Source organism: Ensifer sp. LC163 (assembly GCF_001695855.1).
Lineage (GTDB): Bacteria > Pseudomonadota > Alphaproteobacteria > Rhizobiales > Rhizobiaceae > Ensifer.
The window spans coordinates 484,430-510,372 of sequence record NZ_MBSS01000023.1; the positions used below are offsets into that span (position 1 = coordinate 484,430).

Sequence of the window (25,943 nt, forward strand, 5' to 3'; positions counted from 1 at the left end):
GAAGATCCTTTCATGCATGGCGAACTGGATCGTATCGATCTCAAGATGCTGCGTCTGCTGCAGAAGAACGGCCGGCTGACCAATGCGGAATTGGCGCAAATGGTGGATGTCAGCGCCGCGACCTGCCACCGCCGGACGCAGAGGCTGTTCGAGGAAGGCTATATCACCAACGTCCGCGCGCTCGTTGCGCCGCAGAAGGTCGATCGCGGCGCCCTGGTCATGGTCGGCGTCGTTCTCGACCGATCGACTCCGGAGAGTTTTCGCGACTTCGAAAAAGCGGTAGAGAAGCTGAAGTTCATCCTCGACTGCCATCTCGTCGCCGGTGACTTCGACTACTTCCTGAAAATTCGCGTTGGCGACATGGCCGACTTCAACCGCATCCACGGCACGCAGCTGATCGCGCTGCCGGGCGTCCGTCAGACCAGAACGTTCTTCGTCATGAAGGAAGTCGTCGACAATGCCGCTCTCGATTTCTGAGCGACCGGTGCGATCGAAAGCGGCTAGCCCGTGGTGATCAGGATCAGGAGAACGAAGACCGTCGGCACCAGGGCAAGCGCCGGGATGATGATGGCGGGATAGCCGAAGGCAATGATCGCCAGCAGCCAGATCAGCATGCAGTTGATGAGGAACAGCACCTTGGCGGTGCCCGAGCCCTCAGCCGCTTCCTTGAGCATCCAGCCGAACACCGGCACGTGATAGACCATTTTCGCAATCATTGTTTTCAAGCCTTTCTTCGGGCCGGGCGCGAAGCCCGCCGTGATCTGTTGGGAGTAACCGCCTTGGGTGAGGGTCAGTCTCTGCGCATCAACCCTGCCAATGCCCGCAATTGATGTTCGTCGAGAATGCGCACCGTCTTCGGGTGGTTGAAGTCGATCAGGCCGTCGCGCTTGAAACGATTGAGACAGCGGCTGACGGTCTCGACCGTCAGGCCCAGCCAATCCGCAAGATCGGCGCGCGAGAGATAGAGGTTGAAGCTGAACCTGGTCGTGCTGGTGGCGCGACCGCGCCAGGCGAACTGGTCGGCAAGATCGATGAGTGCCGTTGCAACCTTCTCCGTCGCAGTCTTGCGGCCGAGCAGCGTTGCGTGCGCCTGCATCCGGTGCAGCGTTGCCTTGAGTTCGGCGGCGACGCTCGGTTCGTGGCCACCGTCTTCGACTTGGCTGCCGGCGAGGGTCTCTATCCGGGCGAATGTCAGTGTTTCGGCGGTGGCGATATTGCGGCCGTCATGGGTGAAACCAAAGAGGCGCCCGGGGCCGAGCACGTCGGTGATCTGTCGGCGCCCGTCGTCGAGCAATTGCGACAGCGCGACACAGCCGTCGACGACGCGGTAGAGATGGCGATTTCGCCCTCCCTGGAAGAGCAAAGTGGCATGCTCTCCAACGAGACGCTGCCGGTTGGGGGCGAGTTTTGCAGTCGAAAAAACGGCCGGCGGCGGGGGCGGAAGCGTTGTTTCCGCGAAGGTGATCGTATCGGGCATAATGGGCGATCCGTATTGCGATCTCGTCGGGATGGTCGCGCAGCGACGCGCCGGAGATCAGGCATCAGCGTTCAGTCACGATCGGATGTGACGAGGGGCTCAGGCTTGGAACCTTGGCTCTGGCGGACCGCGCGGGCTGGCATTGGGCGGGAGCTGCGATCGAGCGGATGCAATCGGCTGCCCCGGCGGCAGCACCATTTTGGTCTTGCGGACGATCGTGTGCGCCGCATCGGTCGGCGTCGGCAGGACGACCCAGAAGATGCGGCAGGCGCCGCAGAAATGGCTGTGCGAGAGTGGTTTGCCGCTGCTGTCGTCGCCACCGGCCCCGGGCAGGCAGAGATCGGGCAAGGAACCATCAGGCAGTGCGAACTGCGCGCGTTCTGTCGCCGACAGGGCTGCTGCCGCTGCAGGCGCCTGGTGCGCAAAGCCGAGAAGCAGCACGGCCAAAGCGCAAAACAAACGCATGACCTTATGCATTCTGATCCTCGCGCGAGGCTTCATCCGGTTTGCCTATCCCTATGCCAATCTGCTGGCTCAGGGATAGGCGACGTTATTGACAAACCTCAATGTGGCAAACCGCGCAGGGGCAGAATGCCGCATCCTGTCGATCAGTCTTCCTCGACGAAGACCTGCTCGCGCTTGGCCTTGACGCTCGGCAGGAAAACCACCACCAGCACCATGGCTGCGATCAACAGCAGGATCGCGCTGATCGGGCGGGTGACGAAGGTGGTCGGATCGCCGCGCGACAGGATCATCGCCCGCCGCAGGTTTTCTTCCAGCAACGGACCGAGCACGAAGCCGAGCAGGAGCGGGGCGGGCTCGCAGCGCAGCTTCAACAAGAGGTAGCCGACGAGGCCGAAGAAGGCGACGGCATAGAGGTCGTAGACGTTGGAGTTGACGCTGTAGACGCCGATCGAGCAGAACGCCATGATGATCGGGAAGAGCACGTAGTAGGGGATCTTCAACAGCCGCACCCACAGCCCGATCAGAGGCAGGTTCAGCACCACCAGCATCAGGTTGCCGATCCACATCGAGGCGATGATGCCCCAGAAGAGAGCCGGTTGTTCTGCCGCAACGTTGGGCCCGGGCACGATGCCCTGGATGATCATCGCGCCGATCATCAGCGCCATGACAGGGTTTGCCGGAATGCCGAGCGTCAACAGCGGGATGAACGAGGTCTGGGCGCCGGCATTGTTGGCGCTTTCCGGGCCGGCGACACCAGCGATGGCGCCATGGCCGAATTCTTCGGGCCGGTCGGAGACGCGCTTTTCGACGGTATAGGAGGCAAATGCCGCAAGGATCGCACCGCCGCCGGGCAGAATGCCGAGGGCCGAGCCGATCGCCGTGCCGCGCAGAACCGGCCCGACCATGCGCTTGAAGTCGTCGCGCGTCGGCATCAGGTCGGTTACCCTGGCCATCAGAACCTCGCGTGTGCGTTCGTTTTCGAGGTTGCGGAGAATTTCGGCGATGCCGAAGACGCCGACCGCCAGAGCGACGAAATTCAGACCGTCGGCGTACTCACGTATCCCCAGCGTGAAGCGCGGCGTGCCGGTGTAGATGTCGGTACCGACGAGGCCGAGTAGCAGCCCGAGCGCCACCATCGCCAAGGCCTTGACGATCGATCCGTGCGCCAGCGCGATCGACGACACCAGGCCGACGATCATCAGCGAGAAATATTCCGCCGCACCGAACTTCAGCGCGATCTCGGTCAGGGGCGGGGCGAAGACCGCAACGAGGAAGGTCGAGACCGTGCCGGCGAAGAACGAGCCGAGGGCCGCGATTGCCAGCGCCGCACCGGCGCGGCCCTTGCGCGCCATCTGGTAGCCGTCGATCGCCGTCACGGCGGACGAAGATTCGCCCGGCATATTGATGAGGATCGCCGTGGTCGAGCCACCGTATTGCGCGCCGTAATAGATGCCGGCGAGCATGATCAGCGAGGATACCGGCTCGAGCTGAAAGGTGATCGGCAGCAGCATGGCGATGGTCGCCGTCGCGCCGATGCCGGGAAGAACGCCGATCAGCGTGCCGAGCAGAACACCGATCAGGCAGAAGAGCAGGTTTTCGGGCGATGCGGCCGTGGTGAAGCCGAGTGCAAGATTGCTGAAAAGATCCATCATCCGTCTCCTAGAACTGGGTCCAGGGGCCGAAGCGCTGGAAGGGCAAGCCGAGGCCGTAGCTGAAGACCGCGACGGAAAAAGCAGTGAGCGCCAGCGACAGCGCGATGGCGGTCAGCGGTTTCATGCGGCCGGAAGCAAAGCAGGCAATTAGCGCGGTGAAGAACAACGATGGGACGAAGCCAAGACCGCGCACCGTCAGGCCGAAAAAGATCGGCGCCGGCAGGATGAACAGCATGCCGCGCACCGCGATCGCTCCCATCGGCTCTCCCTTAACCCGTGTCGACTGAACGAGGATCACGATACCGAGAAGCGTCAGGATGGTCGCTAGCACCAGCGGGAAGTAGCCCGGACCCATGCGGAACGCGGTGCCGAGCTCGAGACTGAAAGCCTGCCAGGCAAAAAACAGCCCGACGGCTGTCAGGATGCCGCCACAGAGCGCATTGGTGGTGTCGAAGGAGATTGATTTCATCGTGTCCCCATTTGGTTTTTGCGCTGAGCACCAGCCGCGAAAGGCCAAACTCAAGCTCGGACTGCCAGTTGCCAGTGACGTAGTGCGGCGGCGGACGACGGCATGACACCTTGAAGTGTGACCGAAGCCGACTGCCGGCGCGAATGCCCTCCGGCCCTCCCGGATGCGATGTCTCAGGCGACAAACCCGCCACGATCCAGGTCCCTTGGGGTGAAGGATCGTGGCGGGCGGGTGTCTCGTGTTAGTCGGCGTACTGGCCGGCAGCTTCGATCACCGGCTTCCAGCGGGTGATTTCGCCCTCAAGCTTCGCCTTCAGCGCTGCCGGGGTGGCATCGGCTTCGCTCGACGGCTCGGTGCCGAGTTCGCCGAAGCGGGCGACGACGTTCGGGTCCTTCAGCGCCACCTGCAGCGACTTCGACAGGCGTTCGGTCACTTCGGTCGGCGTGCCCTTCGGCGCGTATACGCCGTGCCAGATGCCAACCTGCAGATTGGGAAGCCCGGCTTCCGCCGTCGTCGGCAGATCCGGGAAGACCTTGAGACGCTCGGGCGAGGTAACGGCATAGGCCTTGATGGTGCCGCCCTGGATCTGCTTGGCGGTGTTGGTGGTCTGGTCGCACATGATGTCGACCTGGCCGCCGAGCAGGTCGGTCATCGCCGGGCCGGTACCCTTGTAGGGAACAGTGGTCAGCGGCGTTTCGATGGCGCTCATGAACATCATGCCGCAGAGGTGCGACGCAGCGCCGATACCGGCATTGGCGACCGTGACCGTGTCCTTGTTCGCCTTGGCGTACTCGACGAGGCCCTTGAGATCGGTCGGCTCGAGATCCTTTCGCGCGACGATCGTCATCGGCACCTCGGTGACGAGGCCGACATATTCGAAGGCGTTCAGCGTGTCGTAGGCGAGCTTGCGGTAGAGCGTGGCGCTGGTCGCCATGCCGATGTGGTGGAGCAAGACGGTATAGCCGTCCGGATCGGCCTGGGCGACGCGGCCGGCACCCAACGTGCCGCCGGCGCCGCCAACGTTTTCGACGATGATCTGCTGGCCGAGGTCCTTCGACATGGATTCGGCGACGAGGCGCGCGACGGTATCCGTCGGGCCGCCGGCCGAGAACGGAACGACCATGGTGATCGAACGCTCGGGATAGGTCTGCGCATTGGCGGAAGCGGCAAACAGGGACAGCGCGGCAACGGCGCCAAGAAGCGCATTCAGGGTTTTCATCTTTTCCTCCCGGATGAAATATCGACCAGCCGGCAAGGCTCCTCCCACGCCGATTCTGGTTGACCCATTTGCAAACGCAATCTTAGCACAGACAACGGGTTAGCTGCGCACCGCCGCGCATTTCTGCTGCCGATTGTCTGAATTTGGGTGGATTTGGAAACAAGGGGCTCGCCTGATGGGTGGATTTCCACCCATTGCAAGCGCTGCGCTTCAGACTGGCTTCGGCGGCGCGGCCTCCGACTGGATGCTCAGTGGCTACGATTGTCCCGTACGCTGCCGAAGATACTGCACTTCGTCCACTGTCAGCGGGCGCGTTGCGCCTTTCGCAAGCTTGCCAAGCGCGATGTCGCCGATCGAGACGCGCACGAGCCGCAAGACCTCGAAGCCGAGGACATCGAGCATCCGGCGGATCTGGCGATTGCGCCCTTCATGCAACTCGACCTCGATCCAGCTGTTTTTCCCGCCGCCTCTTAGCTGTTCGGCACGCGCGGCGCGCAAGTGCTCGCCGCCCTCGTCGACACCCTCGACCATTGCAGCAAGCTGGCTGTCGCCGATCTCGCCCGCGACCTGCACGTGGTAGACCTTGCCGAGATGGGTTTCGGGATCGAGCAGCCGCTGGGCAAGCACCGTGTCGTTGGTAAAGAGCAGCAGGCCCTCGCTCGCCTTGTCCAGCCGGCCGACTGGGGAGAGGAATTGCGCGTCGCTGTCGCCCAGGCAATCAAAGACGGTCGGGCGCCCCTCCGGATCGCGCCTTGTCGTCACCAGGCCACGCGGCTTGTTGAGCATCAGGTAGATCTTGTCCTCCGCCTGAACGGCCTTGCCGTCGACGGCGATGCGGTCCTTTTCGATATCGACCCATTGGGCGAGATCGGTGGTCTTGCGGCCGCCGATGCTGACCCGGCCCGCGAGCACAAGCTTTTCCGCCTGCGTTCGCGAGCAGTAACCGAGTTTGGAAAGTGCGCGGGCAATGGTCACGCGTTTGCCGACCTCGCCGGTCATGCGGCCAGAGCCTTCGCCTCGTCCTGCTGTCGGCCGCGTCTGCCTCACTTCGGGTCGTCTCCGTCTATCTCCGGCTGCCGGCGCGCGTCGTGCGGCGTCTCGGAACCGTGGTTCAGCCGATTTTGATATAGTCGATTTGCCGAGCAAGCCAGCAGCCGATCGTCAGGCCGGAGATCGTGCCTCTGTCGTCGCGGTGGATCCGCACGGTCCAGTCCCCCGGCGCCGGCGCGTCCATCGAGCGCTTGCAGCTGAGCAACCAGACATCGTCGGCAAACGGCAGCATCGCATGCATCGCGCCCTTGCCGAGCATGCCGGCGCAGCCGGCAAAGAAGATGCCATTGGTCGAAACGATCTCGATGTCAGCGTCGAGTTCTGCGGAGCGGTAGCGCCCGGCAATATCCGGCTTTGCCTTGCCGGCGACCCTTTCGGCCGTCGTCACAAGGTTCTCGCGCTCCCGTTCCATCTGCAGGCCGGTGCCGCTCACCGTCAGCGAGACCGCGCCGGAACGCGCGACACCGTCCGCTGCGATCTGCAGAGGTTCTCCTGCGGTCGCAAAGCGCAGCTCTAGCCGTCCCGTTCCCAAGGGGCGGGTCGACAGCGCAAGGCCGGTCTCCGGTTCGAGATAGGTGCCGAATTGCTGGCCATCCCAGTCGCCGGCTGCCCTCTCGACATCCTGGTGACCGAGCGCGCCCTTCATCAGGGCCGTTGCGGCGGCATGGGCGTCGGCCTCGTGGTTGAACATCACGACGATCGAGAGGCGTTCGCTTGCGGCGTGAAGGCGGCGGCTGCGAAAGCCGCGCAAGGCGCCGCCGTGGCCGGTGATCGCCACGTCGCCGATCTTTTCGTGGGCAAGGCCGAAGCCGTAAGGTGCTGCCCGCCCATCCGTATAGGACTGCGGTGCGGAGAGCCTGCGGTAGAGGCCGCCTTCGTCGTCGCGCGTCCGATCGATGAAGCATTCCCAAGCCAGCATGTCGTCGAGCGTTGCCGAAATACCGGCGTCACCCGCCCAATAGATCCGGTTCGCCGCCTCGAAATAACCCGTCGTCTCGTTACCCTCGTATCCGACCACGCCGTTCGGCGAGACGCTGGTATCGGGAGTGAGGGCGGCCGTTGTCATGCCGGCCGGATCGAAAGCGCAGCGATCGTAGAGTTCGGCAAGCGACCTGCCGGTATGGTCTTCGACGAGGTCGGCCAGGATACGGAAGTTGCCGTTCGAATAGGAATAGCGCGTGCCAGGCTCGAAATGGGTCGAGCGTGCGCGCGAAAGCAGCGGCCGGGCGTCCTCGCGGCGAAAGACGCCATCGGCCATGGCCCCCTGCAGCACGGTCAAGGCCCAGTAGTCGCGCAGGCCCGACTGGTTGTGGCAGAGATGCGCAACTCCAGGGCGCTTGCCTTCGATGAGCGGCAGGTAGGCATCGAGCGCGCTATCGAGCCTGGCCGGATCGCCAACCGTGTCGAGCAGCACCGCGCAGGTGAAGTGTTTGCTGATCGAGCAGATCGGCAGCAGCGTGCCTGTTGTCATCGGCTTGCGTGCGGCGAGATCGGCATAGCCCCAGACGTGCCTGAGGATGACCTCGCCATCCCTGACGACACCCACGACGCCGCCCGGCCCCTTGTAGTGCTGCGGCAAGGCGAGGACGGCTCGTTCGAGGGCGGGGAGATCCAGAGTGTTCATATCGTGCAATGCCAGTCGGTCGGGAGGAAACCAGCCGCCCGGGCGGGCGGATCGGTTTCGTACGTACCGCTCCGTCCCGGCAGTTGCAACCGCGCTCCGCTTTGCCTCAACGCAATCCGGCCTGGGCGTGATAAAGCCGGCTATAGGTGCCCTTGGCGGCCAGCAGTGTGTCGTGCGGCCCTTGTTCGCTGATGCCGTTGGTGTCGACGACGATGATGCGGTCTGCATCGCGGATCGTCGCCAGGCGATGGGCGATGACCAATGTGGTTCGACCCTCCGAAAGCTCGGCAAGCGATTGCTGGATCGCCTTTTCGGTCTCCGTGTCGAGCGCCGATGTGGCTTCGTCGAGGATCAGGACCGAGGGGTTCTTCAGGAACATCCGGGCGATCGCCAGCCGCTGTTTCTGGCCGCCGGAAAGCTTGACGCCGCGCTCGCCGATGATCGTGTCCATGCCGTCGGGAAGCGTCGCGATCATGCCTTCGAGCTTGGCCCGCCGGGCAGCATCGAGAATGTCGGCTTCGCTTGCGCCTAAGCGTCCATAGGCGATGTTGTCGCGGATCGTGCCCGCAAACAGGAAGACATCCTGCTGCACGATGCCGATCTGTCCGCGAAGCGAGGCAAGCTTGATGTCGCGGATGTCGATGCCGTCGACCGTGATGCTGCCTTCCGCGACCTCATAGAAGCGCGGCAGCAGCGAGCAGATCGTCGTCTTGCCGGCGCCCGAAGGACCGACGAAGGCCACCGTCTCTCCGGCCTTGATCGTCAGGTCGATGTTGGCGATGGTCGGCTTGTCCGAGCTGTAGCCGAAGGAGACGTTGCGATAGCTGATGTCGCCGCGCAGGCCTTTCACGTCGATCGCGCCCGGACGATCCTCGATATCAGGTTCGGTTTCCATCAGTTCGATGAAGCGTTTGAAGCCGGCGATGCCCTTGGGATAGGTCTCGATGACCGAGTTGATCTTCTCGACCGGACGGAAGAAAACGCCGACCAGCAGCAGGAAGCCGATGAAGCCGCCATTGCTCAGTTGTCCCGTCAATACGAAATAGCTGCCGGTGATCATCACGATCAATTGCGTCAGCCGCATGCTCATGTAGCTGAGCGATGTGCTGGCGGCCATGATGCGGTAGGCCTCGAGCTTCGTTTGGCGGTAATTCTGGTTGTCGGTCTCGAACAGGCTGCGCTCATGTTCTTCGTTGGCGAAGGCCTGGACCACGCGGATGCCGCCGACGTTCTCCTCAATGCGGGCATTGAAGTCGCCGACGCGGCCATAAAGGTTGCGGAAGTTGTTGGCCATCCGGCCGCCATAGCGGCTGGTGACCCAGGCGGTGACCGGCACCACGGCCGCCGTGATCAGCGCCAACTGCCAATGCACCGTCAGCATCAGCAGCAAGGCGCCGATGAAGGTCATGATCGCGATGAACAGATCCTCGGGGCCGTGATGCGCGACTTCGCCGATCTCTTCCAGGTCCTTCGTCAGGCGGCCGACGAGATGGCCGGTCTTCTGGTTGTCGAAGAAGCTGAAGGAAAGCTTCTGCAAATGGTCGAAAGCCATGCGCCGCATGTCGGTCTCGATGTTGATGCCGAGCATGTGTCCCCAATAGGTGACCGTCGCCATCAGGCCGGTATTGACGAGATAGACGACGAGAAGACCGACGGAGGCCAGCAGGATCAGCGTCCATTCCTGGCTCGGAAGCAACTGGTCGACGAACAGCTTGACCGCGACCGGGAAGCCGAGTTCCAGCAGCCCGGACAGCACCGCGCAGGTGAAATCGAGAATGAAGAGGCCGCGATAGGGCCGGTAGAACGCGAAGAAGCGCTTCAACATGACAACCGCACTCACATGGGCAGCCGCTTGAGTACGGCCGTAAAATTTGAGTTCAAATGTCATGTTTCTACCCGGAAGCCAACAGATATGCGACCGAAAAAGCGCATCGATGCTGCCACCAGGCGCACCAACCCGGGCGTGTGGTTCCCGGATGAGGCATGACGCGGGGCGGAAGGAAGAAAACGTTAACCATAAGCTCCGTAGAAGAGGGAATCACCAGGGGAGCGAATGAAGCAATGGCAGGCGATCGATCAGATGAAGCAACGGTGTTTGGCGGACGTGACGTCGTCCCGTTTCCGATGGCAAGAAGACTGAGCACCGTTCGCTTCTGCGCCGCCGAACTCGAAGATCTTCATGGCGATGACGCCGTGCAATACTGGCGGCGCGAATGCCGGCTGCTTGCCGACGAATTGCTTGCGATCGGCTGCTCCGAAGCCGAAATGCGGGAGCAGGTCATGGCGTTCCAGGCCGAGGTCCAGGCCGAGCTTTGGCAGCGCCACCAGTCCCGGCTTTCCGCTGGCGCGGTAAGCCAGTAATTCGGCAACTCGCCCCCACATCATTCGGTGATGGGATGGGCGGGAATGTCAGGCAACGCCGCCGTTGGCGCGCAGGACCTGGCCGTTGATCCAGCCGGCATCGGGGCCGGCAAGGAAGGCCACGACACCGGCAATGTCGTCCGGCTGACCGAGCCGCTCAAGCGGCGGCATCTTGGCAAACTGGGCGACAAGCTCCTCGCTCTTGCCCGACAGGAACAGATCGGTCGCGATCGGGCCCGGCGCCACGGCGTTGACGGTGATGTCGCGGCCGCGCAGCTCCTTGGCAAGAACATGCGTCAGAGCTTCGACAGCGGCTTTTGTGGCGTTGTAGACGGCGTAGCCCGGCAGGTTGAGAGCGAGTGTTGTTGAGGAGAAGTTGACGATCCGGCCGCCACTGCGCATGCGCTTTGCGGCTTCGCGCAGGGTGTTGAAGGTGCCCTTGGCGTTGATGGCGAAGTGACGGTCGAACTCTTCGTCGCTGGTTTCGGCGAGCGCCACCGTCTTCAGGATGCCGGCATTGTTGATGAGCACGTCGATGCCGCCGAGGGCCGCCTCGGTGGCGTCGAACATGTGCTTGACCGCATCCGGATTAGCAACGTCGGCCCTGGCGGTCAGGGCGCGGGCGCCCTTTTCCTCGATCCTGCGTGCCAGTTTTTCGGCGGAAGCGGCGTCGCCGGCATAGTTGATGACGACGGTGAAGCCGTCGGCCGCCAGGCGTTCGGCAATCGCCGCGCCGATACCGCGCGAGGCGCCAGTAACGATCGCGACCCTGTCGGTGTGTTGTTGCATGGTCTTTCTCCTTCGTTGTGAAGCGGCTCGGCTTCGTTGGCGAGGAGAAGATGACGCCTTTCACATTCCGGATAATCATGCATAATTCGGCAACATAATCCGGATAGTGCGAACAAATGGACAGGTTCGATGCCATGCGCGTGTTCTCGCGCGTTGTCGAAAGGCGCAGTTTCACTCAGGCCGCGGAGGATCTCGGCCTGCCGCGCTCGACGGTGACCGACGCCGTCAAGCAACTGGAGGCGCGGCTGGGCGTTCGCCTGCTGCAGCGCACGACGCGCCATGTCAGCCCGACGCTGGACGGTGCTGCCTACCACCAGCGCTGCATCTCCATTCTCGACGACATCGAGGATGCCGAGGGCGCCTTTGCCGGCGCCAGGCCCAAGGGCCTGCTGCGCATCGACGTGCATGGAACGCTGGCGCGGCACTTCGTGCTGCCGAGCGTGCCCGCCTTTCTTGCAGCCTACCCGGAGATCGAGCTCTACATGAGCGAGGGCGACCGTCTGGTCGATCTCGTCCGGGAAGGCATCGATTGTGTGCTTCGGGTCGGCGAACCGCAGGACAGCGACATGGTCGGGCGACGCATGACGATGCTGGACGAGGTTACCTGCGCGTCGCCCGCCTACATCGCCTGCCACGGCAGGCCCAAAAGCTTCGACAGCCTGGAAGGACACCGCATGGTCGGCTTCCGCTCGTCGACGACCGGCGTTCCGATGCCGCTCGAATTCCAGGTCGGGGACAAGGTCGAACATGTCGCGCTGCCGGTGACGGTCGCGGTCAACGCCGCCGAAAGCTTCGTTGCCGCCGCAAGGCTGGGGCTCGGGCTCATTCAGGTGCCGCGATACCATGTCGAGAGGGACCTGCATGCGGGTACGCTGGTCGAAGTGCTTGAAAGCTGCCGTCCGACGCCGACGCCGGTTTTTCTGCTCTATCCGCGCAACCGCCAGCTTTCACCGCGCGTCCGCGTCTTCATCGACTGGCTGGCCGGCGTGTTCGCTTCGGGCAACATTCGCTAGCGGATCTTCAATCCGCCGGCAGTTCGGGATCCCAGGTGAACAGTTCCTTGGCCCGGGCGATCCCGCGCAGGGCAAAGCGCCCCAGCGACACAGCGTCTGCCTGAAGCTGAGGCGGGCAGGCCTCAACGAAATCCGCCGACATGATCACCTGCCGTTCGACCGAGCGGCACATCGAGGCGATGCGGCTGACCTCGTTGACCGCCGGGCCGACGACGGTGAAATCGAGGCGGTTCTGGCTGCCGATATTGCCGTAGAAGACCTCGCCGATATGCAGGCCGAGATAAACATCGGTGGTCGGCTTTCCCTCTTCTTCGCGACGAGCATTCAGCACTACCAGCATGCGCCGCAATTGCCGCTCGGCGGCGATCGCGTTGGCGCAGGCGGTCATCGGCTCGTCGGCGTTGAAGATCGCAAGCACGCCGTCGCCGATCAGTTTGAGGACGCTGCCGCCGTGATCGTGAATGGCCGAAATCACCGTCCCCGAATAGTCGTTGAGGAAGGGGATGATGTCCTCCGGGGCGGCCGTGTCGGAGATCCGGGTGTAGTTGCGCAGGTCCGAAAACCACATCACGGTTTCGATCCGCTCGGCCTCTCCGCGCACGATACTGCCTTCGACCACACGACGGCCGGCATCGGCGCCGAGATAGACGTCGGCAAGCGTGCCGATGATCCGGACGCAGGACGTGGTCTTCACCGCAAGGGCAAGGGTCGGCAGAAGAATGCGAAGCGCGGCGATATCCTCGTCGGCAAAGCCGCTTTGCCGACGTGTGGTCCAATAGGAATAGAAACAGTCCATTTCGCCGACGCGGCCCCGGTCGGTGAAATGGTGGATCATGTTGAGGCAGTCGGTATGGCCTTCTTCCTTGAGGCGGTCGAGCACCTGGTATGGCACCGAAGGTTCATCGGCCAGGCGCACGCGCCGCTCCGGTTCGCGCGCCGTCAGCATGTGGTAGAAGATCGAGCGATGCCAGTTCGCCTGCGCTTCTCCTCCCGTGGTCGAGGAATACTGCACGACCTCCGGCGTCACATCACCTTCGCTGTTCCATTGGAACGCCCGTCCCTCGAATTCCGGATGCAGCGTGTCGATCAGTCCTTGCGCCCGGGCAATGTCCATGCCCGCCGCCAGGCAACGCTCGCAAAAGCCGGCGAGCATCTCGGACTCCCCCAGGCCCTTCAGGCCTTCTTCGGACAGCCACAGGATGATGTCGCGGATCTGTTGGTCGTTCATTGCTTGTCCCGCGCTGGAGCTGCCGGTGGTTTTGCGGCTGGCTTAGCCTCACGCATTATCAATAGCCGAGTCCGGCATGAGAACAAGCAATCCCTCAAGGCTCTGTGCGGTTCCAGGGCCTGCCACGGTTCAGGTCTCGAGCAGATAGGATGGTGCAGCCCGCAGCCGGGCAATGTCGCGCAGCGGCGGCGCACCGAAAAGGCGGGCGTATTCGCGCGAAAACTGCGAAGGACTGTCGTAGCCGACGTGATGTCCCGCGGTGGCCGCGTCGATTGCCTGGCCAAGGATCAGCCGACGCGCCTCCTGCAGCCGGAGTTGCTTTTGATATTGCAGCGGGCTCAGCGCCGTCACCACCTTGCCGCGAGGGTCCTGACGCGTCGTCGGGCGATTGATGCAGCGGGCCTAGACGGCCAACTGCAGCCTTCGCCCATCATCCTCGGCCGGCACGGCGCAGCAGATCAGGGCCTCGCCTTGCCTGACCTCGAAGGACGGCTGCTGGGGATAGACGACTTCGCCTTCGAGAACCCGCGTGCTGCAACTGCCGCAACTGCCGTTGCGGCAGCCATATTCCGGCGAAAGACCACGGGCCTCGGCCAGGTCGAGCAATGTGCCTTGGCCCGGTTGCCAACGGGCTTCCTTCCCGGAGGCGGCAAAAATGACGCGGACCGGCGTGCTGGCCTGTGGCTTCGACGATACCTGCAATCCGGCATCGAGGCTGCGGGTCAACGAAGACAGGCCGAATGTCTCCGCGTGGATGCGGGCGTCGGCGACGTTCAGCGCACGCAGCCCGTCATAGAGCGACTGCATGAAAGCCCGCGGGCCACAGAGATAGAAATCGTAGTCGCCGAAGGGCAGGATGGATTGCAGCAGCGGGATGTCGATGCGGCCGGCGGCGTCGTAGTCCTCGCCAATGCGGGCTCCATCCGTCTGGCTGAGCACGCGCGTCAGGTGGATTTTGCCTTGGCCGGTATCGACGAGGGAGGCGATCTCCTGGTCGAAGGCGCGCTCATCGAGACTACGGGCCGATTGGAACAGCCATGTCGGGCGGATTCGCCGTTTGCGCAGCCCCTCATAGAGGATGTCGCGCACCATCGCGATCATCGGAGTGATGCCGACGCCGGCGGCAAGCAGCACTGCGGGTCGCCGCTCCGTCGCGTCGATGACGAAGCTGCCGGCGGGTGCGCGAGCCTCGATGACATCGCCGGGCACGAGGCCGTGGAGGAACGACGAGCCGGCGCCGTCACGCTTGACGCTGATCCGGTAGGCACCGTCGGAGGGGGCGGCCGAAAGCGTGTAGCTGCGAACGACCGGCTTGCCTTCCGAATTGATGCGGAGCGACAGATGCTGGCCGGCGCGAAATGGTACCAATCCCGCATCGTCCGCCGGCTCAAGGTGGAGCGAGCGGATGGTCGTGCTTTCCGCCTGCGTGCGTATGACCCGAAACGGCCGCCATTCTCCGGCGCGCGCTGCGGCGCGCAGGCGATCCTCCGTCTGCTGCCAATCGCCCGTCATCAGCGAATTGGGTGACCGGCCAGCCTCGCCGAACGACCAGCGAAGTGGCGAGCCGTCCGGCCGGTAGACCACCTGCCGAGGCCGAAAGCGCCAGAGGCGTTCGGCGCCCTGGAAGGCGTCGATTTCCGGCGAGGCGAGCACGACTTCGGCCTCGCCCGTCATTTGCAGCATGTCTCCGGTCGTAAAATCGACGAAGAGCAGGCCCGCCTTGGGGTTGAGCATGAAATTGCCAAGCGTGTTGAAAAACAGGTTGCCGGCGAAATCTGGGATCGTCAGCACGCCATCCTCACCGATGCGAACGAAGCCGGTCCTGCCGCCGCGATGCGAGACGTCCACCTGCCGCTCGCCGTTGTCGCGGTCGACATAGGAGGCGACGAAGAAGGTGTCGGCGTTGGCTATGATCTCCTTCGCGCGCGCATCGAGACCGTTGAGGTGAATGGGGCGCGTTTCCGGCGGAGCGTTCGGTTGGCGCACGAATGAAAAATCCCGGAGCTGAATATATTGCGGACAGTTGCCGAAGCTCTGGCCGACGGTGACGGCAAAGCGATCGTCGCCCATCCGTCGGATCGTGCCGTTCAATCGGTTCCGCCGCCGGGTTTCCAGCTGGATGCCGAGCATGGCGATGGCGGCGCCGTCCTCCATGCCGATATCGGCGGGATCGTGCCGGTCGCGTGGCAATTGAACATCGAGAGCATGGGCGTCGGGTGCCTGCATGAAACCCGGTTCGCCCGCCCGCAGGCTGGCCCAGACATCGCCGGCGGGATCGACGGTTCCAAGCACGATGAAGGGCAGCAGCGGATAGAACTGTTGATGTTGTTCGGGCATGAAGGTGCGAACGAAATTGCGGCCGGGCGCGTCCATGCGGTCGACGACGCCGAGGCTGTGTTGAATGGCGAGTTCGCCCTCATGCCATGGTGACGCGGCGCGGGTCGGTTCGATCGTGTCCGGCATCGGTTGCCTCCTTTTTGACGGGAAAGGCCAGGGCGAAGCAATTCGCCCTGGCAAGGGCAATCAGGCAGCAAGGCCTGCAGCCGTTTTCTGGAAGCCGACGAATCCCGGTAAGGCCTCGATGCGCCCGAGCCAGCCCCTGACGTTGGCGTAGCCGCTGAGGTCGACATTGCCTTCGGGCGCACTGGAGACATAGCTGTAGAGGGCGATGTCGGCGACGGTCGGCCGACTGCCCAGCAGGAAGTCGCGGTCGGCAAGCTCGGCCTCGATCAGCTCCAGGATCCGATGCGCTCTCGCGATCACCTCATCGGGTCGAAGACCTGCGCCGAAGACGGTCACGAGCCGTGCGGCGGCCGGGCCATAGGCGATTTCGCCGGCGGCGACCGAAAGCCATTTCTGCGCCTTCGCCGCGCCGACGGCGTCTTCCGGCAGCCAGTCGGTGCGGCCCAGCTTCTTGGCGAGATAGACGAGGATGGCGTTGGAATCGGTGACAATCGTACCGTCGTCGTCGAGAACCGGAACCTGCCCGAAGGAATTGAGCTTGAGGAAATCGGGCGCCTTGTGCGCCCTTGCCATGAGGTCGACATCGACCAGTTCGTGCGGCACGCCAAGCAGAGCCAGGAAGAGTTGTGCGCGGTGCGAGTGACCTGAAAGCGGATGGCGGTAGAGTTTCATTGCAATTTTCCTCTTGGTAGCGAAACCGGATCATCGCAGTACGTGGCGCGGTTTCGGACGGTTCTGAATGAACTGCCTTGGCCAGCAATCTATGCCCTTCCAGATTTTGGCTGTAGAGTGTATTCCTGATATATGGACTCTCGAATATTGGAAGGCAGATGGATCGGCTGGATGCAATGACGGTGCTGCTCGGTGTCGTGGAGGGCGGAAGCCTGTCTGCTGCGTCGCGGCGGCTGCGCATGCCGCTGGCAACGGTCAGCCGCAAGGTATCGGAGCTTGAAGCCCACCTCGGCGCGCAATTGCTCACCCGGACGAACCGCAGGATCCAGCTGACGGAGGCGGGGCGATCCTATGTCGAGGCGGCGCGGGAAATTCTCGCTCGGGTCGACGAGGCGGAGCGGGTGGCGGCCGGCGAATACAGCACGGTAAAGGGTGATCTGACGATGACGGCGCCGATCGTCTTCGGGCGGTTGCACGTCCTGCCCATCGTCGTCGATTTTCTGAAAGCCAACCCTGAGGTCAACATGCGCCTGTCGCTTGGCGATCGGCTCGTCAACCTCATCGACGATCACATCGACGTCGCGCTCAGGATCGGCAACCTGCCCGACAGCAATCTGATCGCCACCAAGCTTGGCACGATACGGCGCGTCGTCTATGCGAGCCCGGGCTATGTCGCCCGCCATGGCGAGCCCGGCCATCCGCACGACCTTGCCGACCATGATTGCATCACCTTCGAAGGCTTGATGTCGAACCGTAGCTGGAGCTTTGCCGACGGGAAGGGCGAGATCGCCGCGCCGATCCGCTCACGCCTTGCCGTCAATACTGCCGAGGCTGCCGTCGACGCGGCGGTAGCTGGCCTCGGCCTGACGCGTGTCCTGTCTTACCAGGCGGCGCGCGCGGTTAAAGACGGCCTGCTCGTGCCGCTGCTGGAACCTTTCGAGCATCCAGCGCTGCCGGTCCAATTGGTCTATCTGCCGCAGGGCCACGTGCCGATGAAACTCAGGGCCTTCGTCGATTTCGCCGTGCCTCGGCTCAGGGCGGTGCTGAAATGACGACCGCCGCAGCTTCCTCTACGGATTTTTGCGCTGATATCACCGGCTGATGCACCGCCGACAGCGGTCGCGGTCGGTGGACGAGCGTGACCAGCACGAAGGACAGGATCATCAACAGATACCAGGCGCCCAGTTTATGCAGCGATACCGGTGTCCAGCCGGCGTGCTGCGAGGGATAGATCCAGGCGCGGGACCAGGTTCCGATGTTTTCGGCAAACCAGATGAACAGGGCGATGAGCAGGAAACCGACCAGCAGCGGCATGCGGTGGCGGAACCGGAAGACGCGATAGTGCACGGTCGTGCGCCAGAACAGGACGGCGATGATGGCAAACAGCAGATAGCGCAGGTCGAAGACGAAGTGGTGCGTAAAGAAATTGGCATAGATGGCGAGAGCCAGTAGCACCGTCGCAGAGCGCGGCGGATAGTGGGTGTAATGCAACTCGAGAATGCGGGTCACGCGCGCCAGATAGGAACCGACGGCCGCATACATGAACCCTGAAAAAAGCGGCACGCCGCCGATGCGAAAGAAGGAGGGCTCCGGGTAGATCCACGAGCCGACGGACGTCTTGAAGATCTCCATCAAAGTGCCGGCGATATGGAAGATCAGGATAACCTTGGCTTCGGCAATGGTCTCGAGCTTGCAGATCAGCATAAGAAGCTGGATGCCGAGTGCAGCCAGGAAAAGGAAATCGTAACGGGCAAGGCCGATCTCGTCCGGCCAGAACAGTTTGGTGGCGATCATGAGCGCCAGCATGGCGCCGCCGAAAAGGCATGCGAAGGCCTGCTTGATGCCGAAGACCAGCAACTCCGTCAGGCCGCCAGGCAAGCCGCCGTCGGGAAGCCGGTCGAGCAGCCGGTGCGCGGCGGCGTCGATGCGCGCTTCGAGCGATGTGAAACGTCTATCGTCCGATCGCCGAGCCACGCGAATCGCCTCCCTGCCAGTGCCGCTGGTGCGATGCCGGGGCAATACGGTCGAATTGTGGATCAGCGCGAGCTCGACGGCTCGGGCTTATCCGTGACTTTGTCCGTGTGAGAGCCGCCGGCTACCGGAACAGGCTCGGCAGCCAGAGGGATAGGCCGGGGATGTAAGTGACGAGCATCAACACGGCGATGCTTGCGCCGAAGAACGGCCAGATGGTGCGCATCGCCTCGCGGATCGAGATCCCGCCGACGGCGCAGCCGACAAAGAGTACGGTGCCGACCGGTGGCGTGTTGAGGCCGATGCCTGCGTTGAGGATCACCACCACGCCGAAATGCACGGGGTCGATGCCGAACGCCTTGATGACAGGCGGAGCCGCCCTCGATCGCACCATTGCCTTGATGCAGAAGGCTTAGGCGCAGTTCGCCATCGGACTTCTCTCGGTCCTCCCCGGGGAAGGCGCTCTCTCGTTTGATTGGGTCGCCAGCCCCGATGCGAACTGGGGAGCGCCGTCCTTGCCGGCGATCCAGACCGCGTTTCGCCCTGCGGCCTTTGCCGCGTAGAGCGCTCGGTCGGCGCAAGACAGGAGCTCGCTTGCCTCCTGTTGCCTGCCGATAAAGGCCACGCCGATGCTGACAGTCGCCGAAAGCGTGGCATTGCCGGCCCTGACCAGCGCCTGCTCGAAGGCGCTGCGGATATCCTCGGCAATTGCGGCAGCCTGCGACCGGCCAACCCCGGGGAAGCAGGCAGCGAATTCTTCGCCGCCCATGCGCGCCAGGAAGGCCTGGCCATCTATCGCCTGCGAGACGACAGCGGCGAACTCGATGAGCACCCTGTCGCCGACGGCGTGGCCATGGCGATCGTTGATCGCCTTGAAGTGGTCGATGTCCATGTACATCAAAGCGCCTTCGCCCGGCGCCGTCGCCATGTAGTCGTCGAGCTTCGACATGAAGGCGCGCCGGTTCTGCACACCGGTGAGAGCGTCGGTTTCCGACGCCAGCTTGTATCTGTATTGCGTTCTTTCCTTGATCAGCGCGAAGAACGAGAACCCGCCCGCAAGGCTGTGAATGAACAGTTCGAAGGTCAGGACCTGATACCACAGCGGCTGCTCCGCGCCCGAAGCCGTGTTGCCGAAAAGCGGCCAGACGAAGATCAACGGAATGCGCGCGAGGTAGAACAGCCCATGCGTCGCGAAGAGAAAGGCGACGATGTAGGAGCTTGGAAGCTTGCGGAAATTGTCGGACCGGAAAATCTCGACCGCGATCATCGCCGAATAGACGAAGATCAGCGCCGAAAACAGCACGATCCTGCTGGTGACACTGTTCTGGACAGTGTCGGAAAAGCCGGTGACCAACAGCCACAACACGGGTCCGGCCAGTGCGGACGCGATCTTGAGCGGCTGATTGTCGAAGGCACGCAAGCCAAGCCAGATGAGCGCCAAGCCCAGGACCGCTAAAGCGTTGCCGAGCGACACCGGGATGAAGGAATAGCCAGGACCTCTGAGTGCCAGCAGGGTAAATCCGAGGGCCGCAACCAGAAATGCACAGGACCACAGCCGCAGTTCCAGGCTGTTGCGCTCCTGGCGTGAGGCGAGCGCGAAGTAAACTGCGAAAACCACCAGCGTCGCGAATGAGCTGATCATGATCGTCGGGGTATGTAGCGCTTCCACCGTCAACTCCTGGATTCTGCAGCACGTTATGCGCCAGAATCTTAAAGGTTTCGCAAATGGCGGTTGCGACGATTAGCAGTGGGGGCATGGGCGCCGAGCCGGTGTTTCGACGCGCGTCCCACATCGGCTGCAGGAAATTTCCAATCCGCTATGACGGCCTGGCTCTTCGCATCGTCAGGTCCGACATCAGCCGCTGCTGGCCGGCCCGGATCACGTCTTGCATCGCATGCCGCGCGCCGTCGGCGTCACCGCGGCGAATTTCCTCGACGATGCGGATATGGGTCACGGCGACGCGGTCGATTTCGCTCCGGTCGGCGGTCGGGTTGGTGAGCTTGAAGACGCCGATGAGCGCCGCTTCGATCAGACTGCCGACCGTGCGCATGAACGGGTTCAGCGACGCCTCGAGCAGGTGCAGGTGGAATTCGAGGTCGGCATGGGCCAGTGTTTCGGCGCTGTGGTCTTCATGGCCCATGGCAACGGCGAGCCGCATCATCTGGGCAATGTCGGCATCAGTGGCGCGCTCGGCGGCCAGTGCTGCCGCAGAGGGTTCGAGCGCCAGCCTGATCTCGCTCAGATGGTTCAGAAAGTCCTCGTCGACGCCGACGCTGAAATGCCAGGAGAGCACGTCGCTGTCGAACAGGTTCCAATACGCCCGCGGCATCACCCGCGTCCCGATGCGTGCACGCGGGAAGACCAGGCCCTTGGCCGCGAGCGTCTTCATCGCCTCCCGCAGCACGGTGCGCGACACCTTGAAACGTGCCGCCAGCTCGACGTCACCAGGCAGAATATCGCCGGCTGCGAACTCGCCGCCGATCACGGCGCGCCCGAGCTCGTCCACAACATGGCCATGGCTCGAGCGTTTCACCGGTTGCTTTGCGAAGGTTCCTGGCAGCATGAGGTGCAACTGGGCCTTTTCCTTGAGCGCTTCCGGCTTAAACGGGATCGCAAAAACGCTCTATCTCTTTGTTTTTACCGCATTTCCTGACGGAAAGCCGCTTCGCACTTTTCCTGGAAATGCTCTACGCATGTCGCCGTTCGCTGCGCGACACGTAGACGATGCCCTTCTGCATCAGGATGAAGGCGAACAGTAGCAGGCCGATCAGGATTTTCGTCCACCAGCTGGAGAGCGAGCCATCGAAAGTGATGTAGGTCTGGATCAATCCCTGGATGAGGATGCCGATGAAGGTTCCGGCCACAAAGCCGGAGCCGCCGGTCAGAAGCGTGCCCCCGATCACCACTGCCGTTATCGCATCGAGCTCGACGCCGACGGCCGCAAGCGAATATCCGGCCGAGGTGTAGAGCGAGAATACGATACCGGAAAGCCCGGCGAGCAGGCCCGACAACGCGTAGATCATGATGGTGGTGCGGCCGACCGGGACACCCATCAGCTTGGCGGTGGCAGTGCCGCCGCCAAGGGCATAGACGTCGGTGCCGAAGCGGGTGCGATGGGCAATGAGGATGCCGATGCCAAAGACGAGCAGCATCAGCCCTCCGATGAGCGTGATCCGGCCACCGCCGGGAAGCTTGTAGTAGAGCCCCTTCAATGTGCCGTAGAACGGATGCTTGATCGCGATGGAATCGATCGACAGCACGAAGGCCATGCCGCGCGCCAGAAACATGCCGGCGAGCGTGACGATGAAGGCTGGCATCTCCAGGTAGTGGATGATGGCGCCCATCACCGCACCGAAAAGCGTCGCGATGAGAAGGGCCACCGCAAAGGCGACGAGCGGATGAATGGCAGCATTCTCCAGCACGACGGCCAGGAACACGCCGGTGAAGGCGATGACCGAGCCGATCGACAGGTCGATGCCACCGGAGAGGATCACGAAGGTCATGCCGACGGCGGCGATGCCGAGGAAGGCGTTGTCGGTCAGCAGGTTGCCGATCACCCGCGTCGACAGGATGTTGGGATATTGCGCCACGCAAAGCGCATAGCTCAGCACGAAGATGACGATGGTGGCGGTCAGCGGCAGGTATTTGGGTTTCATCGCGCTTGCCGCTCCGTCGGTTTTCTGCTGGCGCGCAGGAGCGCGACAAAGGTCAAGGCGTTGCGCGCCGGCGGTGACTGCAGCACGAGAATGAAGACGATGATCGCCGCCTTGATGATCAGGTTAAATTCCGGCGGGAAGCCGGAAAGCAGGATGCCGGTATTGATCGACTGGATGATGATCGCGCCGAGGACGGAGGCGGCGATGCTGAAGCGGCCGCCGAGAAGCGAGGTGCCGCCGATGACCACGGCGAGGATGGCGTCGAGTTCGAGCCAGAGCCCGGCATTGTTGGCGTCGGCGCCCTTGATGTCGGCGGCTGCGATGATGCCGGCAATCGCGGCACAAAGGCCCGACAGCATATAGGCCGCGATCAGCAGCACCGGGGTCAATACGCCGGATAGCGTGCTTGCCTGGCGGTTGACGCCGATCGCCTCGATCAGCATGCCGAGCGCGGTCTTGCGCACGATCAGCGCCACCAGGATGCCGAAGGCCAGCCAGATGAGCACGGGCAGGGGCAACCATGCAAACGAGCCGCTGCCAAGGAAGATCAATCCGGGATCGTTGAAGGTGAGGATCGCGCCTTCGGTGACGAGTTGGGCGATGCCGCGCCCGGCAACCATTAGCACCAGCGTCGCGATGATCGGCTGGATATCGAGCACGGCAACCAGGAAGCCGTTCCAAAGACCGCAGAGAATGCCGGTGCCGAGCGTGATCAGAAGCGTCATCGCCAGCGAGTGGCCCGACGTGATCGACGAGGCGGCGACTGCGCCGCAGATCGCCATCACGGCGCCGACGGAAAGGTCGATGCCCTTGGTGGCGATGACGACAGTCATGCCGATGGCGAGAAGAACCACCGGGGCGCCGCGGTTGAAGATATCGATGAGGCTGCCATAGAGGCGGCCGTTCTGGATTTCGAGGCGGAAGAAACCCGGGAACACGAAGGATACCATCAGGAGAATTGCTGCCAGCGCGATGAGCTGCGGCAGGAGCCTGAGCGCATAGCTCCTTAATATTGCTGTCATGCCGCTCCCCGTTCGTTCGCCGATGCGATGGCTTCGATGATCTGGTCCGCCGTGATCCGCTCGCCTTCGAGTGAGGCCACATGCTGTCGGTCGCGAAGCACGACGATGCGCGTGCTGTAGGCGACAAGCTCTTCAATTTCCGACGATATGACCATCAGCGACATGCCCTTCTCGCGCAGGCCCTCGATCAGCCGGACGATCTCGGCATGCGCGCCGACATCGATGCCGCGTGTCGGCTCGTCGAGGATCAGGAATTCGGGCTCCGTCGCCAGCCAGCGGGCGAGAATGGCCTTCTGCTGGTTGCCGCCGGAAAGCAGCCTGATCGGCTTTTCGCGATCGACCGTGCGAATGTCGAGCGCCCGGATATAGTGGTCCGCCAGGCGGTTCTGCTCGGTGCGGGAGATCGGACGGGTCCAGCCGCGTCGAGCCTGGAGTGCCAACACGATGTTTTCGCGCACCGAGAGATCGCCGACGATGCCCGCGGTCTTGCGGTCCTCGGGGCAGAAGCCGAACCGGTGTACGATCGCCCGGCGCGGCGACGATAGCTGGACGGCCTTGCCGCCCAATTCGGCCGTGCCGCTGTCGGCGCGATGCGCACCGAAGAGGATCTCGGCCGTCTCCGTGCGGCCGGAGCCGAGAAGACCGGCAATGCCGACAACCTCTCCGGCCCTGACGTCGAGGTCGAAGGGAGAGATGTGGCCCTTGCGGCCATAATCTTTGAAGCGATAACGAACCGGCCCGGTGACATCCGGCTCCTTGCGCGCAGAGTGGATCTCCGCCGCAAGCTCGCGGCCGATCATCATCGAGATCAGATCGCGCCGTTCGAGCGTCGCCGTGTCGCGGGTGCCGACCAGTTGACCATTGCGAAGCACGGTGATGCGGTCGGAAATCTCGTACACCTGTTCGAGGAAGTGGGTGATGAAGACAATGCCGAGGCCGCGGGCCTTCAGCCGCCGGACGATGCGAAACAGCATCTCGACCTCATGGGCGTCGAGACTTGCGGTCGGCTCATCGAGGATCAGAACCTTGCCGGAGAGATCGACCGCACGGGCGATCGCCACGACCTGGTGGATGGCGACGGAGTAGCTGTCGAGTGCGCGGGTGACGTCGAGATCGAGCTCGTAGTTTTCAAGTAGCGCGCGCGCCTGATGGTTCATGGCGCGGACATCGACGAAACCGAACCGGCGTGGCTGGCGTCCGAGAAAGAGGTTTTCCGCCACCGTCAGGTTGGGCAGCAGGTTGACCTCCTGATAGACGGTGCCGATGCCGAGCTTCTGCGCATTGAACGTGTCGCGCGGATCGACCTCGACGCCGTCGAGCAGGATCATGCCGCCGTCGCGCCGGTAGGCGCCGGTGAGGCATTTGACCAGCGTCGACTTGCCAGCGCCGTTTTCGCCGAGAAGCGCATGGACTTCACCCCGGCGCAAATGAAAGTCGACCTTGTCCAGCGCCTTTGCGCCGGGAAAGACCTTGTCGATCCGGGTCGCTGAAAGCAGGTTGTCGCCAACGGTCTGCATGATCCCTCCCTGAGTGGAACGTGGGGCGCCCGGTCGGGCGCGCCACATTGCTTCAGTGTGCCGCAACACGTGCCTCGCACTCGGCCCAGCGGCCGAATGCGGCAAGTCGGCGGGCAACCGGCGCCACAGTGCTTGAAAGCTGCCGCATGATTTTCTCCCTGGACTTCACTCGGTTCAGGCAGACATGCGGGGCAAGCGTCCTGCACAGGCGCCGGTCATGTTTGGGATCAGTAGCCCAGGCCCTTTTTCGCTTCGTAGACCTTCTTCGGATCGTCGGCCTGGGTGTAGAGCTTCGATTCCGTCTGGATCCACTTCGGCGGCTTGGTTCCGTCTTTCTGGAACGCGGCAAGCGCGTCGAAGGCGGGGCCGGCCATGTTCGGCGTCAGTTCGACGGTCGCGTTGGCTTCGCCTGCGGCCATCGCCTCGAAGATATCCGGGACGGCATCGATCGAAACAACGAGGATGTCACTGCCCGGCTTCAGGCCGGCTTCCTTGATCGCCTGGATGGCGCCGACGGCCATGTCGTCGTTGTGGGCGTAGAGCGCGCAGATGTTCTTGCCGCCGTCCTCTGCCTTGAGGAAGCTTTCCATGACTTCCTTGCCCTTGGTGCGGGTGAAGTCGCCGGTCTGGCTGCGGACGATCTTGAGGTTGTCGTGGCCGGAAAGGGCCTGTTCGAAGCCCTTCTTGCGGTCGATGGCCGGCGAAGAACCTGTTGTGCCCTGGAGTTCGACGACGTTGCACGGCTTACCGGCAACCGTGTCGGCAAGCCACTTGCCGGCGACGCTGCCCTCATGCACGAGGTCCGAAGTGACAGCAGTCATGTAAAGGTCGTCGGAAGCATCGACGGTCCGGTCGAGCAGGATGACGGGGATCTCGGCGTCCTTGGCTTCCTGTAGGACCTCGTCCCAACCGGTGGCGACGACGGGGGCAAGCAGGATGGCGTTCACGCCCTGGGCAATGAACGAGCGCAGTGCCTTGATCTGGTTTTCCTGCTTCTGCTGGGCATCGGCGAATTTCAGATCGATGCCGCGCTCCTCGGCCTGCTGCTTCGTCAGCGTCGTCTCCGCAGCCCGCCAGCCGGACTCCGAGCCGATCTGCGAAAAACCGACAACGAGATCTGCGGCAGATGCGCTGCCAAACGTGCAGGCAGCAAGGATCGTTGCACTCGCGAGTGCTTTGGCGAATTTCATGATTTCCTCCCAAAGAAAGCTGCTCTCCTCGCAGCGGGCTCAAAAAATCATATAATAATACTTTTGTAAACTCACGTTTGAAGACAAGTGCCCAGGGGGTACCG

Annotated in this window: 24 protein-coding genes and 2 pseudogenes; 4 read left to right on the forward strand and 22 right to left on the reverse strand. The window is 63.1% G+C overall.

Annotated features, from left to right (window positions below; all coding sequences use genetic code 11):
* Positions 1-12 precede the first annotated feature (12 nt).
* Positions 13-477, forward strand: a complete 465-nt coding sequence (locus tag BC360_RS20380; RefSeq protein WP_065796686.1) for an Lrp/AsnC family transcriptional regulator — start codon at positions 13-15, stop codon at positions 475-477.
* A 23-nt stretch (positions 478-500) separates the two neighbouring features.
* Here BC360_RS20380 and BC360_RS20385 read toward each other — a convergent pair whose 3' ends face one another.
* The 9 genes from BC360_RS20385 to BC360_RS20425 form a co-directional block, all read right to left on the reverse strand.
* Complete coding sequence (locus BC360_RS20385; protein WP_053247924.1) at positions 501-716, reverse strand: hypothetical protein; 216 nt, start codon at positions 714-716, stop codon at positions 501-503.
* Between the two features lie 74 nt (positions 717-790).
* The gene (locus tag BC360_RS20390; RefSeq protein ID WP_083222648.1) at positions 791-1,477 is read right to left on the reverse strand and encodes a Crp/Fnr family transcriptional regulator; all 687 of its coding nucleotides are present in this window, start codon (positions 1,475-1,477) and stop codon (positions 791-793) included.
* A 99-nt stretch (positions 1,478-1,576) separates the two neighbouring features.
* Complete coding sequence (locus tag BC360_RS20395; protein ID WP_139110122.1) at positions 1,577-1,942, reverse strand: hypothetical protein; 366 nt, start codon at positions 1,940-1,942, stop codon at positions 1,577-1,579.
* A gap of 143 nt (positions 1,943-2,085) precedes the next feature.
* Positions 2,086-3,591, reverse strand: coding sequence for a tripartite tricarboxylate transporter permease (locus tag BC360_RS20400; RefSeq protein ID WP_065796688.1), 1,506 nt, complete (start codon positions 3,589-3,591; stop codon positions 2,086-2,088).
* A 10-nt stretch (positions 3,592-3,601) separates the two neighbouring features.
* Entirely contained in the window at positions 3,602-4,063 is a 462-nt protein-coding gene (locus BC360_RS20405; protein ID WP_065796689.1) for a tripartite tricarboxylate transporter TctB family protein, read from the reverse strand.
* Between the two features lie 241 nt (positions 4,064-4,304).
* Positions 4,305-5,282, reverse strand: a complete 978-nt coding sequence (locus BC360_RS20410) for a tripartite tricarboxylate transporter substrate-binding protein (RefSeq protein ID WP_065785221.1) — start codon at positions 5,280-5,282, stop codon at positions 4,305-4,307.
* Between the two features lie 255 nt (positions 5,283-5,537).
* On the reverse strand, positions 5,538-6,329 hold the full coding sequence (locus BC360_RS20415) for a pseudouridine synthase (protein ID WP_065796690.1): 792 nt from the start codon (positions 6,327-6,329) through the stop codon (positions 5,538-5,540).
* 64 nt (positions 6,330-6,393) lie between these two features.
* Positions 6,394-7,956, reverse strand: a complete 1,563-nt coding sequence (locus BC360_RS20420) for a D-aminopeptidase (RefSeq protein ID WP_065796691.1) — start codon at positions 7,954-7,956, stop codon at positions 6,394-6,396.
* A 106-nt stretch (positions 7,957-8,062) separates the two neighbouring features.
* Entirely contained in the window at positions 8,063-9,781 is a 1,719-nt protein-coding gene (locus BC360_RS20425; RefSeq protein WP_065796692.1) for an ABC transporter ATP-binding protein, read from the reverse strand.
* Between the two features lie 236 nt (positions 9,782-10,017).
* Between BC360_RS20425 and BC360_RS20430 the strand changes: the two genes are divergently transcribed.
* The gene (locus BC360_RS20430) at positions 10,018-10,317 is read left to right on the forward strand and encodes a DUF6074 family protein (protein WP_065785225.1); all 300 of its coding nucleotides are present in this window, start codon (positions 10,018-10,020) and stop codon (positions 10,315-10,317) included.
* Between the two features lie 48 nt (positions 10,318-10,365).
* Here the strand turns inward: BC360_RS20430 and BC360_RS20435 are convergent, their stop codons facing one another.
* On the reverse strand, positions 10,366-11,106 hold the full coding sequence (locus tag BC360_RS20435) for an SDR family oxidoreductase (RefSeq protein WP_065796693.1): 741 nt from the start codon (positions 11,104-11,106) through the stop codon (positions 10,366-10,368).
* Positions 11,107-11,222: 116 nt separating this feature from the next.
* Here BC360_RS20435 and BC360_RS20440 point away from each other — a divergent pair, with 116 nt between their 5' ends.
* The gene (locus BC360_RS20440) at positions 11,223-12,119 is read left to right on the forward strand and encodes a LysR family transcriptional regulator (RefSeq protein ID WP_065796694.1); all 897 of its coding nucleotides are present in this window, start codon (positions 11,223-11,225) and stop codon (positions 12,117-12,119) included.
* A gap of 7 nt (positions 12,120-12,126) precedes the next feature.
* On the opposite strand, the gene BC360_RS20445 is transcribed toward BC360_RS20440, so the two are convergent.
* The 4 genes and pseudogenes from BC360_RS20445 to BC360_RS20460 all read right to left on the reverse strand — a co-directional run bounded on the left by BC360_RS20445 (position 12,127) and on the right by BC360_RS20460 (position 16,482).
* Positions 12,127-13,347 carry an adenylate/guanylate cyclase domain-containing protein gene (locus BC360_RS20445; RefSeq protein WP_065785228.1) on the reverse strand — a complete coding sequence of 407 codons (1,221 nt, stop codon included), beginning with the start codon at positions 13,345-13,347 and terminating at the stop codon, positions 12,127-12,129.
* Between the two features lie 129 nt (positions 13,348-13,476).
* Positions 13,477-13,704: pseudogene (locus BC360_RS20450) on the reverse strand (helix-turn-helix domain-containing protein); the annotation flags it as partial.
* Positions 13,705-13,749: 45 nt separating this feature from the next.
* Positions 13,750-15,810, reverse strand: a complete 2,061-nt coding sequence (locus BC360_RS20455; RefSeq protein WP_065785229.1) for a pyridoxamine 5'-phosphate oxidase family protein — start codon at positions 15,808-15,810, stop codon at positions 13,750-13,752.
* 60 nt (positions 15,811-15,870) lie between these two features.
* Positions 15,871-16,482, reverse strand: a complete 612-nt coding sequence (locus tag BC360_RS20460; protein WP_065785230.1) for a glutathione S-transferase family protein — start codon at positions 16,480-16,482, stop codon at positions 15,871-15,873.
* 158 nt (positions 16,483-16,640) lie between these two features.
* On the opposite strand from BC360_RS20460, the gene BC360_RS20465 reads away from it, so the two are divergent.
* Positions 16,641-17,534: a LysR family transcriptional regulator gene (locus BC360_RS20465; RefSeq protein WP_065785231.1), complete on the forward strand. Its 894-nt coding sequence runs from the start codon at positions 16,641-16,643 to the stop codon at positions 17,532-17,534.
* Here BC360_RS20465 and BC360_RS20470 read toward each other — a convergent pair.
* From BC360_RS20470 to ytfQ, 8 genes and pseudogenes are all read right to left on the reverse strand, one after another.
* Positions 17,515-18,456 (reverse strand): DUF817 domain-containing protein, encoded by a 942-nt coding sequence (locus BC360_RS20470; RefSeq protein ID WP_208858201.1) that lies wholly within the window; start codon positions 18,454-18,456, stop codon positions 17,515-17,517. The genes BC360_RS20465 and BC360_RS20470 overlap by 20 nt on opposite strands.
* A 121-nt stretch (positions 18,457-18,577) precedes the next feature.
* A pseudogene (locus BC360_RS20475) lies at positions 18,578-18,823 on the reverse strand (TRAP transporter large permease subunit); the annotation flags it as partial.
* Between the two features lie 42 nt (positions 18,824-18,865).
* Positions 18,866-20,122 (reverse strand): GGDEF domain-containing protein, encoded by a 1,257-nt coding sequence (locus BC360_RS20480; protein WP_139110123.1) that lies wholly within the window; start codon positions 20,120-20,122, stop codon positions 18,866-18,868.
* Between the two features lie 148 nt (positions 20,123-20,270).
* Positions 20,271-21,017 carry a FadR/GntR family transcriptional regulator gene (locus BC360_RS20485; RefSeq protein ID WP_065796697.1) on the reverse strand — a complete coding sequence of 249 codons (747 nt, stop codon included), beginning with the start codon at positions 21,015-21,017 and terminating at the stop codon, positions 20,271-20,273.
* Between the two features lie 124 nt (positions 21,018-21,141).
* Positions 21,142-22,110, reverse strand: coding sequence for a galactofuranose ABC transporter, permease protein YjfF (yjfF, locus tag BC360_RS20490; protein WP_065796698.1), 969 nt, complete (start codon positions 22,108-22,110; stop codon positions 21,142-21,144).
* Complete coding sequence (locus BC360_RS20495; RefSeq protein ID WP_065785236.1) at positions 22,107-23,132, reverse strand: ABC transporter permease; 1,026 nt, start codon at positions 23,130-23,132, stop codon at positions 22,107-22,109. The genes yjfF and BC360_RS20495 overlap by 4 nt, the downstream gene beginning before the upstream one ends.
* The gene (ytfR, locus tag BC360_RS20500) at positions 23,129-24,649 is read right to left on the reverse strand and encodes a galactofuranose ABC transporter, ATP-binding protein YtfR (protein ID WP_065785237.1); all 1,521 of its coding nucleotides are present in this window, start codon (positions 24,647-24,649) and stop codon (positions 23,129-23,131) included. The genes BC360_RS20495 and ytfR overlap by 4 nt, the downstream gene beginning before the upstream one ends.
* A gap of 227 nt (positions 24,650-24,876) precedes the next feature.
* Entirely contained in the window at positions 24,877-25,839 is a 963-nt protein-coding gene (ytfQ, locus tag BC360_RS20505) for a galactofuranose ABC transporter, galactofuranose-binding protein YtfQ (RefSeq protein WP_053247959.1), read from the reverse strand.
* Positions 25,840-25,943: the final 104 nt, after the last annotated feature.

What these genes read in the sequence shown, in the direction of transcription:
- BC360_RS20465 (WP_065785231.1), top strand. Translation starts at nt 16,641, where the DNA reads ATGGATCGGCTGGATGCAATGACGGTGCTGCTCGGTGTCGTGGAGGGC.
- BC360_RS20440 (WP_065796694.1), top strand. Translation starts at nt 11,223, where the DNA reads ATGGACAGGTTCGATGCCATGCGCGTGTTCTCGCGCGTTGTCGAAAGG.
- BC360_RS20435 (WP_065796693.1), bottom strand. Translation starts at nt 11,106, where the DNA reads ATGCAACAACACACCGACAGGGTCGCGATCGTTACTGGCGCCTCGCGC.
- BC360_RS20425 (WP_065796692.1), bottom strand. Translation starts at nt 9,781, where the DNA reads ATGTTGAAGCGCTTCTTCGCGTTCTACCGGCCCTATCGCGGCCTCTTC.
- BC360_RS20395 (WP_139110122.1), bottom strand. Translation starts at nt 1,942, where the DNA reads ATGCGTTTGTTTTGCGCTTTGGCCGTGCTGCTTCTCGGCTTTGCGCAC.
- BC360_RS20380 (WP_065796686.1), top strand. Translation starts at nt 13, where the DNA reads ATGCATGGCGAACTGGATCGTATCGATCTCAAGATGCTGCGTCTGCTG.
- BC360_RS20390 (WP_083222648.1), bottom strand. Translation starts at nt 1,477, where the DNA reads ATGCCCGATACGATCACCTTCGCGGAAACAACGCTTCCGCCCCCGCCG.
- BC360_RS20485 (WP_065796697.1), bottom strand. Translation starts at nt 21,017, where the DNA reads ATGCTGCCAGGAACCTTCGCAAAGCAACCGGTGAAACGCTCGAGCCAT.
- yjfF (WP_065796698.1), bottom strand. Translation starts at nt 22,110, where the DNA reads ATGAAACCCAAATACCTGCCGCTGACCGCCACCATCGTCATCTTCGTG.
- BC360_RS20420 (WP_065796691.1), bottom strand. Translation starts at nt 7,956, where the DNA reads ATGAACACTCTGGATCTCCCCGCCCTCGAACGAGCCGTCCTCGCCTTG.
- ytfR (WP_065785237.1), bottom strand. Translation starts at nt 24,649, where the DNA reads ATGCAGACCGTTGGCGACAACCTGCTTTCAGCGACCCGGATCGACAAG.
- BC360_RS20400 (WP_065796688.1), bottom strand. Translation starts at nt 3,591, where the DNA reads ATGGATCTTTTCAGCAATCTTGCACTCGGCTTCACCACGGCCGCATCG.
- BC360_RS20445 (WP_065785228.1), bottom strand. Translation starts at nt 13,347, where the DNA reads ATGAACGACCAACAGATCCGCGACATCATCCTGTGGCTGTCCGAAGAA.
- BC360_RS20460 (WP_065785230.1), bottom strand. Translation starts at nt 16,482, where the DNA reads ATGAAACTCTACCGCCATCCGCTTTCAGGTCACTCGCACCGCGCACAA.
- BC360_RS20430 (WP_065785225.1), top strand. Translation starts at nt 10,018, where the DNA reads ATGGCAGGCGATCGATCAGATGAAGCAACGGTGTTTGGCGGACGTGAC.
- BC360_RS20455 (WP_065785229.1), bottom strand. Translation starts at nt 15,810, where the DNA reads ATGCCGGACACGATCGAACCGACCCGCGCCGCGTCACCATGGCATGAG.
- BC360_RS20385 (WP_053247924.1), bottom strand. Translation starts at nt 716, where the DNA reads ATGATTGCGAAAATGGTCTATCACGTGCCGGTGTTCGGCTGGATGCTC.
- BC360_RS20410 (WP_065785221.1), bottom strand. Translation starts at nt 5,282, where the DNA reads ATGAAAACCCTGAATGCGCTTCTTGGCGCCGTTGCCGCGCTGTCCCTG.
- BC360_RS20405 (WP_065796689.1), bottom strand. Translation starts at nt 4,063, where the DNA reads ATGAAATCAATCTCCTTCGACACCACCAATGCGCTCTGTGGCGGCATC.
- BC360_RS20495 (WP_065785236.1), bottom strand. Translation starts at nt 23,132, where the DNA reads ATGACAGCAATATTAAGGAGCTATGCGCTCAGGCTCCTGCCGCAGCTC.
- ytfQ (WP_053247959.1), bottom strand. Translation starts at nt 25,839, where the DNA reads ATGAAATTCGCCAAAGCACTCGCGAGTGCAACGATCCTTGCTGCCTGC.